Annotated in this window: 8 protein-coding genes; 2 read left to right on the top strand and 6 right to left on the bottom strand. The window is 70.9% G+C overall.

Annotated elements, in window-relative coordinates:
* Window positions 1-111 precede the first annotated feature (111 nt).
* Window positions 112-3,315: a ComEC/Rec2 family competence protein gene (locus IEX31_RS01385; protein WP_188741633.1), complete on the top strand. Its 3,204-nt coding sequence runs from the start codon at window positions 112-114 to the stop codon at window positions 3,313-3,315.
* Window positions 3,316-3,405: 90 nt separating this feature from the next.
* Here IEX31_RS01385 and ilvC read toward each other — a convergent pair whose 3' ends face one another.
* The 5 genes from ilvC to IEX31_RS01360 all read right to left on the bottom strand — a co-directional run bounded on the left by ilvC (window position 3,406) and on the right by IEX31_RS01360 (window position 10,822).
* Window positions 3,406-4,434: a ketol-acid reductoisomerase gene (gene ilvC, locus IEX31_RS01380; protein ID WP_188741632.1), complete on the bottom strand. Its 1,029-nt coding sequence runs from the start codon at window positions 4,432-4,434 to the stop codon at window positions 3,406-3,408.
* Window positions 4,435-4,505: 71 nt separating this feature from the next.
* Complete coding sequence (gene ilvN, locus IEX31_RS01375) at window positions 4,506-5,015, bottom strand: acetolactate synthase small subunit (protein ID WP_188741631.1); 510 nt, start codon at window positions 5,013-5,015, stop codon at window positions 4,506-4,508.
* 2 nt (window positions 5,016-5,017) lie between these two features.
* Window positions 5,018-6,820, bottom strand: coding sequence for an acetolactate synthase large subunit (locus tag IEX31_RS01370; RefSeq protein ID WP_188741630.1), 1,803 nt, complete (start codon window positions 6,818-6,820; stop codon window positions 5,018-5,020).
* Window positions 6,821-6,864: 44 nt separating this feature from the next.
* Complete coding sequence (gene ilvD, locus IEX31_RS01365) at window positions 6,865-8,559, bottom strand: dihydroxy-acid dehydratase (RefSeq protein WP_188741629.1); 1,695 nt, start codon at window positions 8,557-8,559, stop codon at window positions 6,865-6,867.
* A 10-nt stretch (window positions 8,560-8,569) separates the two neighbouring features.
* Entirely contained in the window at window positions 8,570-10,822 is a 2,253-nt protein-coding gene (locus tag IEX31_RS01360; RefSeq protein ID WP_188741628.1) for a bifunctional alpha,alpha-trehalose-phosphate synthase (UDP-forming)/trehalose-phosphatase, read from the bottom strand.
* Window positions 10,823-10,957: 135 nt separating this feature from the next.
* Between IEX31_RS01360 and IEX31_RS01355 the strand changes: the two genes are divergently transcribed.
* A complete protein-coding gene (locus IEX31_RS01355; RefSeq protein ID WP_188741627.1) occupies window positions 10,958-11,824 on the top strand; it encodes a sugar phosphate isomerase/epimerase family protein in 867 nt (288 codons plus the stop codon).
* Between the two features lie 22 nt (window positions 11,825-11,846).
* Here IEX31_RS01355 and IEX31_RS01350 read toward each other — a convergent pair whose 3' ends face one another.
* The gene (locus IEX31_RS01350) at window positions 11,847-13,808 is read right to left on the bottom strand and encodes a YhgE/Pip family protein (protein WP_188741626.1); all 1,962 of its coding nucleotides are present in this window, start codon (window positions 13,806-13,808) and stop codon (window positions 11,847-11,849) included.
* Window positions 13,809-13,821: the final 13 nt, after the last annotated feature.

The raw sequence follows: 13,821 nt of genomic DNA, 5'->3' as shown, positions 1-13,821 counted from the left end.
GGCCAGGCGTGCCTGCCCATTCGGGTAGGGTCGCCTGCCCATTTGGGTAGGGTCGCCTGCCCATTCGTCCCGAAAAGCGGCGTGTCGCGAGCCGCGATCTAGTGTGGGACGGTGGGGACGACGGCCGATCCCGGAGACCGCGAGCGCGCTGCACTGCAGGCGCGTCCGCGCCCGGCCGCCGCCACGGCTTCCCGCCTCGACACCGTTCGCGGCGCACCCCGTACCGACCCCGCGCGCCCATGGAAGCCCGGAGCGGCGTGGACGGCGGCCGGGCTGGCGACCGCGCAGCGAACCGCCGGCAACACGGCCACCGCGGCCTCCGTCGCGATGCAACGCGACCCGCATCCGGGTGCCGGCACTCCCGCCGGATCCGGCGGGGGTGCCGGTCCGGCTCCCGGCGCGGGCGGCGGCGCTGCGCTCGATACGCCCGATCAGGCTGAGCTCGCGCGCCACGAGGTGCTGCTCGACGCATCCGACGAGGCCCGGCTCGCGACCGACTTCCCGTCGGGGTTCTCGATCGTCGCGCGACCTGACCTGCTGCTCTCGGTCTCCTCCGGTGCACGACTCGACCTCGTTCGAGTCGCGGCGCTCGAGGTCGTCGCACCGGCGCCTCTCCTCGGAGGAGTCGAGGCCTACATCTTCAAGGTGGGGAAGGGCCGGTCGGTGCTGCTCTCGTCGATCGGCGGGCGCAGCGTCATGCTCGACGCGGGCTCGGGCACGTCATTCTCGCCCACCGCTCCCGGCGTGGCTCGGCTCGTGGCGGCCGTCGGACTCGTCGCCGGCCCGGGCGGACCTGCCGCCGCACCGACCGAGATCCGCATCTCCCACCCCGATACCGACCACTTCAACGCCGTGCGACCGCTGCTCGCCACCGCCGGCTTCTCCCAGACGGCGGTCCGCATCGCAGCCGAACAGCTGCGGGCGGCCGGGAACTTCAGCCGGGCGAACCTGACCGTGCAGGCCACACAGCGCCTGATCACCGTCGACGTCACCCGCGGGGGCGCGGCTTCCGGCGGGGTGCACATCAGTCGGACGATCCTCGACAGCCTGGAGCTCACCGAGTTCCGCTCGGTCGCCCCGCACGCCGCCGCCAGGGCGTCGGGCGGCACGACGTACAACCGCAACCGCACGAGTCCGGTCACCGTGGTGACCGACCTCGTGACCGGCGAACGATCGATCTACACGGGCGACGCGGCCGGCCGGCAGTTCGACGAGATCGTGAGCGCCGTCGGTGAAGTCGCATTCCGGCGCCTCCTCGGTGCCGATGCGCGCAACCTGCGATTCGTCGAGCTTCCGCACCACGGCGGCGAGCAGACGGGCCCCGACGCGAGCGGCATGCTGCGCATGCTGCAGCTCGCGTTCGAATCCGGGCGGGGTGACACGCGCATCCTGACGCAGACGAGCACGTCGTTCGCGGCCCTGCCCTCATCGTCCATCCAGTTCCTCGACGCTGCGGGCGTCGAGGCCGAGCGTGTGACCACCGACCCGAGCCGTGCCGGATCGGCGGAGGTCGTCAGGGCCCGTGGCTCGCGCTTGCAGACGGTCACGATCGATGCGAGCGGCGTCCGGCAGGTGCTCGAGATCGCCAGGTCGAACGAGAACGTGCTGCGACAGGCGTACGGGCGCCTCGCCGAACTCGCGGCGCTTCGCGCGGAGGCGGGCACGATGGCCGAGAGCCTCGCCGCCACCCAGGCGCCGGCGGCGCTCCTCGCTTCGGTGAACCGCACGCACAAGGATCTCATCGCCCGGGAGATGGGCCTCCGCGCCGTCGCCGACACCGCCTGGGACACCATGCGCGCGGCCGCCTCGGGATCGGGCGGCATGCGCGGGAGCCGCGACGCGACGGGGGTGACCCGCGACCTCGCGACCCTCGGCACCTCGGCCGCCGCGGCGGACCCCACGACCGCACGTGGCGACCTCGACGTCCACGTGCGCAGCATGGCGGCCTATTCTCGGGTGTTCCTGAACGTCGTGCAGATGGTTGCGGCACTCGACGCCGAGCGGTTCCAGGACGTCCACCGCCTGCGCGCGGAACAGCTCGACCTGCTCCGCGCGGCTCGCGGTGTGCTCGGCACCGCGGTCTTCGCCGAGCACGTGCGCAGCGCGTGGGACGTGACGCGGCAGAGCTGGACGGCCGACCGCATTCAGAACCTGTCGGAGCAACTCTCCCGCCGCGTGGTCTTCCGAAGGGTGAGCACCGAGTTCCGCGCCACGCTCGGCGAATCGGTGGCCCGCCAGATGCAGCTGAACCAGCTCGCCGAGTCGGCGATGAGCGGCAGGCGGGTCTACGGCCCGGGCGGCCGCATCCTGACGCCCGCCTCCACGCGGGTCGGCGCCGGAGTCCTCGCGGCCATCGAAATCGTCCGCATCGGGCTCGAGGTCGCAGAATCGGTGAAGGCGGGCGCGGAGGCCGCCGACATCGAGGAGATCCGCCACAGCCGCGAGGGGGTCGCGACGGCGAACTGGTGGATGCGTCACGGCGTGCTTCCCGATCTCGCCCTCGTCGAGCGCGGGGGGTTCAGCGGGCGGTTCGGCATCGTCTCGAATGCGATGTCCCAGGATGCGATCCGCGCGGCATTGCGGAGCGAGACGCCGCCCGCGAGCACGCCTTCGTTCGACAAGGTCGTAGTGCGTGGCGTCGACCCGGGTGAGCTCACCAGGATGGTCGCGTCCCTCGCGATCACGGTGCGCGACCTGCAGGCGTGGAACGAACTGAACGCCGCCCTCCCCGGTGGGGCCGCGTTCAAGCGATTCGACGACGGCTGGGGTGTCCGGCTCTGGAGCACCGACGATCACGGGTACCGGTACTTCCTGTCGCCCATCCTCACGCCGCAACTGGACCGTCTCATGTCGCAGCTCGAGGCCGCACAGGCCGATCGCATGCGGGTCGAGATCGCGGGAGCAGCGCCCGGGTCGTTGCGCTCGGTCGAGGACACTGCCATCATCGGGACCGACCGCGAGATGTACGTCTACGGACGCGGCGGCTCGTTCAAGGAGATCGACTGCGAGGACTTCCCGCCACTCCTGTCGGTGATCGCCCGCGCGACGAATGCGCCATACGGCACCCGCGCCATCTGGGCGAAGGTCCGAGCCGCCGACGTCCGCACCTACCGGTTCCTCAGCCAGTGGTGGTGGGTCGAGAGCACAAGCCGCCAGTACGCGGACCGCTCCGGCACGCACACGGAGATGTCGATCCGCCAGAACACCGACGGGTACGCGTACGTCGATCCCGACGACCTGATCTCGACGACCGCCTCGACCGCCGCGGATGTTGCCGCGCGCGCCGCGAATCCCGGCATCCGTCCGCGCGAATGACCGACGGCCCGCTCCGGGTGCTCCGGGGCGGGCCGTTCGTGATCTCGAGACGCGTCGAGCTTCGCGCGGCGCTCCTCGATCACCGGAGGCTCAGCGAGCGACCTCGCCGTCGACGTAGTCGTCGTCATTCGACGCGTTCCAGGCGAAGAGCTTGCGCAGCTCGCGACCCGTCGCCTCGATGGGGTGCGCCTCGCCCTTGGCGCGGAGCGCGAGGAACTCGGGGGCACCGGCATCCTGGTCGGCGATGAAGCGCTCGGCGAACGCGCCCGACCGGATGTCGGCGAGCACGGCCTGCATGTTCTCCTTGACGTGCGGGTCGATCACGCGCGGGCCCGAGACGTAGTCGCCGTACTCGGCGGTGTCGGAGACCGACCAGCGCTGCTTGGCGATGCCGCCCTCCCACATGAGGTCGACGATGAGCTTGAGCTCGTGGAGCACCTCGAAGTACGCGACCTGGGGCTGGTAGCCGGCCTCGGTGAGCACCTCGAAGCCGTACTGCACGAGCTGCGAGACACCGCCGCAGAGCACGGCCTGCTCGCCGAACAGGTCGGTCTCGGTCTCCTCGGTGAAGGTGGTCTTGATGCCGCCCGCGCGAAGGCCGCCGATGGCCTTCGCATACGAGAGGGCGAGCGGCCACGCGTTGCCCGAGGCATCCTTCTCGACCGCGACGATCACGGGCACGCCGCGACCGGCCTCGTACTCGCGGCGGACGGTGTGGCCGGGGCCCTTCGGGGCGACCATCAGCACGTCGACGCCCTCGGGCGGCGTGATGTAGCCGAAGCGGATGTTGAAGCCGTGGCCGAAGACGAGGGCCTTGCCCACGGCGAGGTTCGGCTCGACGTCATCCGCGTAGAGGTGGCGCTGCACCTGGTCGGGCGCGAGGATGACGATGACGTCGGCCCACGCGGATGCCTCGGCGGCGCTCTTCACCTCGAAGCCGGCCTCTTCGGCCTTGGGCTTCGACTTCGAGCCCTCCTTGAGGCCGATGACGACCTCGACGCCCGAGTCGCGGAGGTTCTGCGCGTGCGCGTGACCCTGCGAGCCGTAGCCGATGACGGCGACCTTCTTGCCCTGGATGAGCGAGAGATCGGCGTCCTTGTCGTAGTAGATCTCAGCCATGTGCTGTCATTCTCCTTGGTTGTCGTTGGTTCCGGGCTTCGAGACGCGCTGCGCGCCTCAACCCGCGCTGTCTAGCTCTTCAAGACGCGCTCGGTGATGGACTTGCCGCCGCGGCCGATCGCGAGGAGGCCCGACTGGGCGATCTCCTTGATGCCGTACGGCTCGAGCACCTTCAGGAGGGCGTTGGTCTTGCCGCTGTCGCCCGTGACCTCGATCACGAGCGCATCGGTCGACACGTCGACGACGCGTGCGCGGAAGAGGTTCACCGCCTCGAGCACCTGCGAGCGCGTGGCGTTGTCGACGCGCACCTTGATGAGCAGGTGCTCGCGCTGCACCGACTGCGCGGGGTCGAGCTCGACGATCTTGATGACGTTGATGAGCTTGTTGAGCTGCTTCGTGACCTGTTCGAGCGGCAGGTCCTCCACGTCGACGACCACCGTGATGCGAGAGAGCCCGGCGATCTCGGTGTGACCCACCGCGAGCGATTCGATGTTGAACCCACGGCGGGCGAAGAGCCCGGCCACCCGCGTGAGCAGGCCCGGCTTGTCCTCGACGAGGAGGGAGAGCACGTGTGTCGACATCGTCAGTCCTCCTCGCTGAATGCCGGCGAGTGATCGCGGGCGTACTGGATGTAGCTGTTCGACACGCCCTGCGGCACCATCGGCCAGACCATGGCGTCGGCCGAGACGACGAAGTCGATCACGACGGGCCGGTCGTTCGTCTCGAGGGCGAGCGTGATGGCCGCGTCGACCTCCTCCTCTTTCGTGACCCGGATGCCGAGCGCGCCGTACGCCTCGGCGAGCGCGACGAAGTCGGGGATGCGCGCGGTGTCGTGGCCGGTGTTGAGGTCGGTGTTCGAGTAGCGGCCGTCGTAGAACAGGGTCTGCCACTGGCGCACCATGCCGAGCGAGGAGTTGTTGATGATCGCGACCTTGATGGGGATGTCGTTGAGCGTGCAGGTCGCGAGCTCCTGGTTGGTCATCTGGAAGCAGCCGTCGCCGTCGATCGCCCAGACCACGCGGTCGGGCTCGGCGACCTTGGCACCCATCGCCGCGGGGACCGCATAGCCCATGGTGCCCGCACCGCCGGAGTTCAGCCACGAGTTGGGTCGCTCGTACTTGATGAACTGCGCCGCCCACATCTGGTGCTGGCCGACGCCCGCGGCATAGACGCCCTCGGGCCCCGTGAGCTCGCCGATGCGCTGGATCACGTGCTGGGGCGCGAGCAAGCCGTCGGACGGCTTCGTGAAGCCGAGCGGGAACTCGGAGCGCAGCCCGTCGAGCGTCGCCCACCACTCCTCGAGATCGGGTTTCCCGGCGGCCGTGGCGTCGCGATACCCTGCGAGCAGGTCGACGAGCACGTCCTTCAGGTCGCCCACGATGGGCACGTCGGCCGTGCGGATCTTGGAGATCTCGGCAGGGTCGATGTCGACATGCACGACCTTCGCGTTCGGCGCGAAGAGCGCCGACCTGCCCGTGACGCGGTCGTCGAAGCGGGCGCCGAGGGCCACGAGCAGGTCGGCCTCCTGCAGGGCGAGCACGGCGGGCACCGTGCCGTGCATCCCGGGCATGCCCAGGTGCTGCTCGTGCGAGTCGGGGAACGCGCCGCGCGCCATGAGCGTCGTCACGACGGGCGCCCGGGTCGCTTCGGCGAGGGCGAGGAGTTCCTCGGACGCGCGCGCCCGGATGACGCCGCCGCCCACGTAGAGCACGGGGCGCTTCGCCTCGGCCAGGAGCTGCGCCGCGGCGGCCACCTGCTTGCCGTGCGCCTTCGTGATGGGCCGGTAGCCGGGCAGCTCGACCTTCGGCGGCCAGCGGAACTGGAACGTCGCCTGCTGCGCGTCCTTCGTGATGTCGACGAGCACCGGGCCGGGGCGACCGGTGGTGGCGATGTGGTACGCCGCGGCGATCGTCGCGGGGATCTCCTCGGCGCGCTTCACGAGGAACGAGTGCTTGGTGATCGGCATCGTGATGCCGACGATGTCGGCCTCCTGGAACGCGTCGGTGCCCATGAGGTTGGAGAACACCTGGCCGGTGATCGCGAGGATCGGCACGGAATCCATGTGCGCGTCTGCGATGGCGGTGACGAGGTTCGTGGCGCCCGGACCGGAGGTCGCGATCGCGACGCCGAGCCTGCCGGAGGACGAGGCGTAGCCCTCCGCCGCGTGCCCGGCGCCCTGTTCGTGGCGCACGAGGATGTGGCGGAGCTTGCGGCTGTCGAGCAGCGGGTCGTAGACGGGGAGGATCGCGCCGCCGGGCAGCCCGAAGACGTCGGTGATGCCGAGCATCTCGAGCGAGCGGACGACCGCCTCGGCACCCGTGAGCTCCACGGGTGCGCCAGGCGGCACTGGGGCGGGCGACGGCACGGGGGTCGATTCCGTGGTCATTCGGTTCCTGTTCTGATGGCGGTTGTGTGCGGGAGACGCAGCACTCAGCCCGTCGTGGCGCCTTCTGCGGCGGAGCGCACGAGCTTCGAGTACTTCGCGAGGACGCCACGGGTATAGCGCGGGGGAAGCGGAGCCCAGCCTTCACGGCGGGCAGCCAGCTCGGCATCGTCGACCAGTAGGTCGATGGAACGAGCTGCGATATCGACCCGTATCAGATCACCATCGCGCACGAAGGCGATGGGACCTGCGTCCACCGCTTCGGGTGCCAGATGGCCGATGCACAGCCCGGTTGTGCCGCCTGAGAATCGACCGTCCGTCAAGAGTAGTACATCTTTCCCGAGGCCCGCGCCCTTGATGGCCGCCGTGATGGCGAGCATCTCGCGCATGCCGGGGCCGCCCTTCGGGCCCTCGTAGCGGATCACCACGACGTCGCCGTGCTTGATGTCGCCGGCGGTCAGCGCGTCCATCGCGGCGCGCTCGCGCTCGAAGACCCGGGCGGGTCCTTCGAACGTCGCGGCGTCGAAGCCCGCGGTCTTCACGACCGCACCGTCGGGCGCCAGCGAGCCGTGCAGGATCGTGAGACCGCCGGTGTCGTGGATCGGGTTGTCGAGCGTGCGCAGCACTTCGCCGTCCAGCGGCGGGATGTCCAGCTCGGCGAGGTTCTCGGCGAGCGTCTTGCCGGTGACCGTGAGCGCGTCGCCGTGCACGAGCCCCGCGTCGAGCAGCGCCTTCATGAGCACGGGGAGGCCGCCGCGGCGGTCGACGTCGTTCATGACGTACTTGCCGAAGGGCTTCAGGTCGCCCACGTGCGGCACCTTCGCGCCGATGCGGTTGAAGTCGTCGAGCGTGAGCTCGACGTCGGCCTCGCGCGCGATCGCGAGCAGGTGCAGCACGATGTTGGTCGAACCACCCAGCGCCATGCCGACCGCGATCGCATTCTCGAACGCCTTCTTGGTGAGGATCTTCCGCGCCGTGATGCCCTGCTCCAGCAGGTTGACGACGGCCTCCCCGGAGCGGTGGGCGTAGTGGTCGCGGCGGCGGTCGGCCGCGGCCGGCGACGCCGACCCGGGCAGCGACAGCCCGAGGGCCTCGGCGACCGATGCCATCGTGTTCGCGGTGTACATGCCGCCGCACGCACCCTCGCCTGGCGCGAACGCGCACTCGATGCGGTGGGCGTCCTCCTCGCTCATCTTGCCGGCCCTGACCGCGCCGACCGCCTCGAACGAGTCGATGATCGTGATGTCCTTCTCCGTGCCGTCGGACAGGCGCACCCAGCCGGGCGCGATGGAGCCGGCGTAGAGGAACACGGAGGCGAGGTCGAGTCGGGCGGCGGCCATGAGCATGCCCGGGATCGACTTGTCGCAGCCCGCCAGCAGCACCGAGCCGTCGAGGCGCTCGGCCTGCATCACGACCTCGACCGAGTCGGCGATGACCTCGCGCGACACGAGCGAGAAGTGCATGCCCTCGTGGCCCATCGAGATGCCGTCGGAAACCGAGACGGTGCCGAACTGCAGCGGGTAGCCGCCACCGCCATGCACCCCCTCCTTGGCAGCCTGCGCCAGGCGTGCGAGCGAGAGGTTGCAGGGCGTGATCTCGTTCCAGGAGCTCGCGATGCCGATCTGCGGCTTGTCCCAGTCGGCGTCGCCCATGCCGACGGCGCGGAGCATCCCCCGGCTCGTGGTGGCTTCGATGCCATCGGTGACGACGCGACTACGGGGCTTGGGATCGAACTCCGACATGCATCCGAGTCTAGGACCAGTGCGCGACGGCCTCGCGCGCGCTGTCGCGGGCATCGGCGAGCACCTCGAGCAGGGTCGCGACATCCTCGGGACTGCGCACCCGGTAGGTCGCGATCGACTTGCCCTGGCCGACCTTCACGCCCACGTCCTCCGCGTAGAGGGCGGCGAACGCGTCCTCGTCGGTGACGTCGTCGCCGACGTAGATGACGGCGCTCGCGCCGACGTGCTGGCGCAGCCGCGTGAGCGACTCCCCCTTGTCGCTCGAGCGAACCGAGAACTCGAGCACGGACTTGCCCGCGCGCACGGTGATGCCCTGCACCTCCCATTCGACGCGCTGGCGCGCCGCCTGCTGCAGTGCAGTGCCCGCCGTGGAGCTGAGCTGCCGCGTGTGCAGGGCGAGGCCGGCGGGCTTGCGCTCCACCCAGGCGCCGTCGGACCCTGCGGCGACGTCCTCGAGGATCTCCGCGAGTCGCTGAAGCCGCGCGAACTCCGAGTCCCGGAGGTCGATCGTCACCTCGCCGGCGTCGAGCTGCAGTTCGACGCCATGCGAACCGCTGAGCAGCGTGCCCTCTGGCGGGCTCGCCACCTCGCCGAGGCTCGCGAGCGCGCGGCCCGAGACGATCGCCACGCGCGTGTCGTCGGTCTCGGCGAGCCGCTGGATCGCCGAGCGCGCCCGCTCGGGCGCGCGGGCGTCCTCGGGCCGGTCGACGAGCGGGGCGAGCGTGCCGTCGAAGTCGAGCGCGACGAGCAGCAGCTCGGTCTCGGCGATGCGCCCGAGCGCGGTGCGCAGCGGGTCGGACACGCCGGGCTGGATGATCCCGGCGCCCGTGAGCGTCTCGAGGAACGTGGCCGACCAGTTGGCGACGTCGTTTTCGCGCACGCGCTTGCGCAGGGCTCGCATGCGACGGGTGCGTTCGCGTTTCGGCATCCGAACCGCCTCGACCATGGCGTCCTTCAGGCCCTCGATGTCGTGCGGATTCACGAGCACCGCCTGTCGGAGTTCGTCGGATGCCCCGGTGAACTCGCTGAGCAGGAGCACGCCGTCGTCGTCGAACCGGCAGGCGACGTACTCCTTGGCGACGAGGTTCATGCCATCGCGGAGCGCCGTGACGAGCATGACGTCGGCGGCGAGGTAGAGCGCGACCATCTCCTCGCGGGGGTAGCCGTGGTGGAGGTAGGCGATCGCCTGGTGCCCGAGCGTGGAGTGATCGCCGTTCAGGCGCCCGACCATGAGCTCGATCTCATCGCGGAGCTGGCGGTACGTCTCGACGCGTTCGCGCGACGGACTCGCGACCTGCACGAGCGTGGCCGTCTCGACCGAGAGTCGCCCGTCGCGCAGGAGCTCGCCGAACGCCTTCATGCGGTGGCGGATGCCCTTGGTGTAGTCGAGGCGGTCCACGCCGAGCATGATCGTCTCGGGGTCGCCGAGGCTCGACCTGATCTCGCGCGCACGCGCCTGCACCTCGGGCCGGCGCGCGATCTCCTCGAAGCCCGCGACGTCGATCGAGATCGGGAAGTGGCGGGCGACCACGCGACGCGTCTCGCCCGCCTTCCGGCTGTCGGGCACGTCGATGATGGTGCCGCGGGTGGTGTAGCCGAAGAGGCGCCGGACTGCGCGCGAGAAGTTGCCCGCGTCGGCGGCGCGCTGGAACCCGATGACGTCGGCTCCGAGCAGCCCGTCGATGACCTGGCGCCGCCACGGCAGCTGCGAGTAGATGCCGTAGGCCGGGAACGGGATGTGGTTGAAGAAGCCGATCACGAGGTCCGGACGGCTCTCGCGGAGCATCCGGGGCACGAGCTGCAGCTGGTAGTCGTGCACCCAGACGACGGCGCCGTCGGAGGCCGCGCGCGCGGCCGCCTCGGCGAAGCGGCGGTTGACGCGCACATAGGCGTCCCACCATTCGCGGTGGAACGAGGGCGGGGCGATCACGTCGTGGTAGAGCGGCCACAGCGTGTCGTTCGAGAAGCCCTCGTAGTACTCCTCGAGCTCCGATGCGGTGAGCGGCACGGGGATGATCGAGATGCCGTCGTGTTCGAAGGGGTCGAACTCGCGGTCGGCGATCCCCGTCCATCCGACCCAGGCGCCGTCGGCGGCGCGCATGACAGGCTCGAGCGCGGTGACGAGTCCTCCGGGCGAATTCCGCCACTGCGTCTCGCCGTTCGGGCCGGCCTGATAGTCGACGGGGAGCCGGTTCGAGACGACGATCATGTCGTAGGCGTGCTCGACATGGAGCTCGTCGCGTTCAGGTCCAGGGGCGTGCATGTGGCGGATGTCCCTCCTCCTCGCGCTCCGTTCAGGCTAACAGCCCACCGCTCACGGCCCCCGGCTCACCGCCTCCGCGGCCTCCGTCCACAGCCCCCCGCCGACGCTCAGGGTCCGCGGATAGACTGCCGCCTGATGATCCGCGTCGGCATGAGCACCACCTGCGTCTACCCACTCGAGCCCGAGCACGCCTTCCGCCTTGCGAAGCTCGCCGGCTACGACGGCATCGAGATCATGGTCACGCAGGAGGAGTCGACGCAGCAGCCCGAGCCGCTGCTCGAGCTCTCGCGTCGCTACTCGCTGCCGATCCTCTCGATCCACGCGCCCGTGCTGCTGCTCACGCATTTCGTGTGGGGCCGGGACCCGCGCGTGAAGCTCGACCGAACGGCCGCGCTCGCAGCCGCGGTCGGCGCCGGCAGCGTGGTGGTGCATCCGCCGTTCCGCTGGCAGGCGACGTACGCGTCGAACTTCCTCTCCATCGTCCGCGAGATCTCGGAGAAGTACGACGTCGAGATCGCCGTCGAGAACATGTTCCCCTGGCGCGCGGCGGGGCGGAACATGAAGGCCTACGCGCCGGGCTGGGATCCGCGCATCATGGACTGCGACGCGGTCACGCTCGACTTCTCGCACGCTGCGCTCTCGGGCGTCGACAGCCTGCAGTTCGCGAACGACCTGGGAGATCGCCTGCGCCATGTGCACCTGTGCGACGGGTCGGGCGCGATCGGCGAGGGGCAGATCTTCGACGAGCACCTGTTGCCGGGCCACGGCCGGGAGCCCGTCGCCGAGGTGCTCGAGACCCTCACCGCGCGGGGTTGGACCGGATCGATCGTCGCCGAGGTCAATACGCGCAAGGCGAAGTCCGAACGCGAGCGGCTGGAGCTGCTCCGGGAGACCCTCGAGTTCGCCCGCCGGCACACGCAGCCGACCCGTCGTCGCCGCGTGCTGACGCGGTCGCGCCGGGCGCTCGAGGCGATCATGCCGGGCCACCGGCACGAGACCTGACGCATCCGTCCCTGCTTCGCCGTCACCCGAGCGCGGTCGCCGCGAGGCCGATCGAACGGATGCCGCGCCGCCGGCCCACCACCACGGCCGTGCCGATGACGCCGACGAGTCCGAAGAGCGACACCATGCCGGCGGCCGTCGCGACCGCGGCGCCGCCCGCGCCCGCCACGATGAGCTGCATCCCCTGCACCGCCCACGTGAGCGGAAGGAACGGGCTGATCGCCTGGAACGGGCCGCTCAGCACCTCGATCGGGTAGAGCCCGCCGGATGCCGCAAGCTGCAAGGCCACGAGCACGAGCGAGACGAGCAGTCCCGCCCGCCCGAGCCACGCCGTGAGGAACGCATGCACGGCGGTGAACGCGAGCGCGAGCAGCGCGGCGAACGCGAACGTCTGGGGCAGGAGCGTCCAGGCGACGCCGAGCGCGCCGTGCATGAGCAGTACGACCGCCACCGCCTGCGCGAGGGCCACGAGGCCGGCGCGCGTGAGCGTACGAGCCACGAGGCCGCCCGTGGAGGCCGTGCTCCGCAGCGCCTCCCGGCCGAACGGCCGGAACACGAGGAACATTGCCATCGCGCCGAGCCATAGCCCGATCGCGGCGAACAGCATGCCGATGACCTCGCCGATCGTGCCGATCTCGTTGTCGCGCCCGGTGGTGGAGGTGACGGGCTCGGCGACGACGTCGGCGGTCGCCTGCGCGTCGATGTCGGTGAGCGCCTTCGCCTCCTCCGCGCCGGTGGCGAGGCCGTCGGCGAGCGCGGCCGCGCCGCCCGCCAGCTCGGTGGCGCCGCTCGCGGCATCCGCGGCACCGCTCGAGAGCTGGGTCAGGCCCCCGGCGAGCTCGCCGACCCCGCCCGCCATGCCGTACCCGCCGTCGCGGATGCCGACCGAGCCCGCCGAGAGCTCCGCGGCGCCCCCGGCGAGGCCGGAGATGCCGCCCTGGATGCCGTCGATGCCGGAGCGAGTCGCGGCGGCGAGGGTCTGGCCGCCCGTGGAGAGCTGGTTGAGATCGCCCCGGATCGCGTCGATGGCCCCTGCGGCCTCGGCGATCTGCGGATACTGGGCGATGAGCTCGGCGTTCGCGGGGTCGGCCACGAACGCGTCGAGGCGATCCGCGATGGGACCGACGTCGGTCTCGATCTGCGCGACGCCCGCGCTGATGCCGCCGACGTACTGGTCCCATCCATCAGAGAGCCCGTCGAGGCCCGCCGCGCCGGCGTTGAGCTCGCCGAGGCCGTCCGCGATCCCGTCGACGCCGCTCGTGTACTGCGCCACGCCGTCAGCGTAGTCGGTCATGCCGTCGGCGAGCTCGGTCGCCCCGGCCGCCGAGGCCGCGACGCCGCCCGAGAGCTCGCCGAGGCCGCCGGCGAGCGAGCCGACGCCCGAGGAGATCTGGGCCGCGCCGTCGGCGGCGTCGCCGAGCGAGCCGCCGAGCGCCGCGAGGTTCGTGTAGAAGCCCTCGAGGTACTGCTGGGTGAGCTCCCGGCCGAACGTCGTCGTCATGGCGTCGCCGACCGACTGCGCGACCGAGCCCGCGAGGTAGCCGTGGGCGTCGTCGGTGCGGATGTCGAGATTCGCCTTGGTGGGCTCCTCGCCCGAGAGCGACGTCACCGAGGCCGAGAAGTCGTCTGGGATCGTGAGCACCGCGTACGCGTCGCCCGCGGCGAGGAGCTCGGCGGCCTCCTCGTCGTTCGAGATCGTCCAGTCGAAGCCCGCGGTGTCGGGATCGGTGAGCTCGGTGACGAGCAGGCGCCCCGCGAGCACGGGCTGCTCGGTGCCGTCGGGCAGCGTCAGCGTGACCATCTCGTCGTTGTTCACGACGACGGCGGGAATGGCCTTCATGTTGTCGTCGGCACCCGCGAACGCCCCCGAGACGAGGCCGGCCACGGCGAGCGGCACGGCGACGACGGCGGCGACCAGCACGCCGTAGCGCACGCGGCGCTGGACCGGGGTGGATCCGAAGAGCCGGGAGAGCTTGCCGCTCATCGGTGCACCATCG

Source organism: Agromyces bauzanensis (genome assembly GCF_014645655.1).
Lineage (GTDB): Bacteria > Actinomycetota > Actinomycetes > Actinomycetales > Microbacteriaceae > Agromyces > Agromyces bauzanensis.
This window is presented reverse-complemented; position numbering and strand designations above follow the sequence as displayed.

Coding starts and splice junctions, on each gene's coding strand:
- ilvC (WP_188741632.1), bottom strand. CDS start 4,434: ATGGCTGAGATCTACTACGACAAGGACGCCGATCTCTCGCTCATCCAG.
- ilvN (WP_188741631.1), bottom strand. CDS start 5,015: ATGTCGACACACGTGCTCTCCCTCCTCGTCGAGGACAAGCCGGGCCTG.
- IEX31_RS01370 (WP_188741630.1), bottom strand. CDS start 6,820: ATGACCACGGAATCGACCCCCGTGCCGTCGCCCGCCCCAGTGCCGCCT.
- ilvD (WP_188741629.1), bottom strand. CDS start 8,559: ATGTCGGAGTTCGATCCCAAGCCCCGTAGTCGCGTCGTCACCGATGGC.
- IEX31_RS01360 (WP_188741628.1), bottom strand. CDS start 10,822: ATGCACGCCCCTGGACCTGAACGCGACGAGCTCCATGTCGAGCACGCC.
- IEX31_RS01355 (WP_188741627.1), top strand. CDS start 10,958: ATGATCCGCGTCGGCATGAGCACCACCTGCGTCTACCCACTCGAGCCC.
- IEX31_RS01350 (WP_188741626.1), bottom strand. CDS start 13,808: ATGAGCGGCAAGCTCTCCCGGCTCTTCGGATCCACCCCGGTCCAGCGC.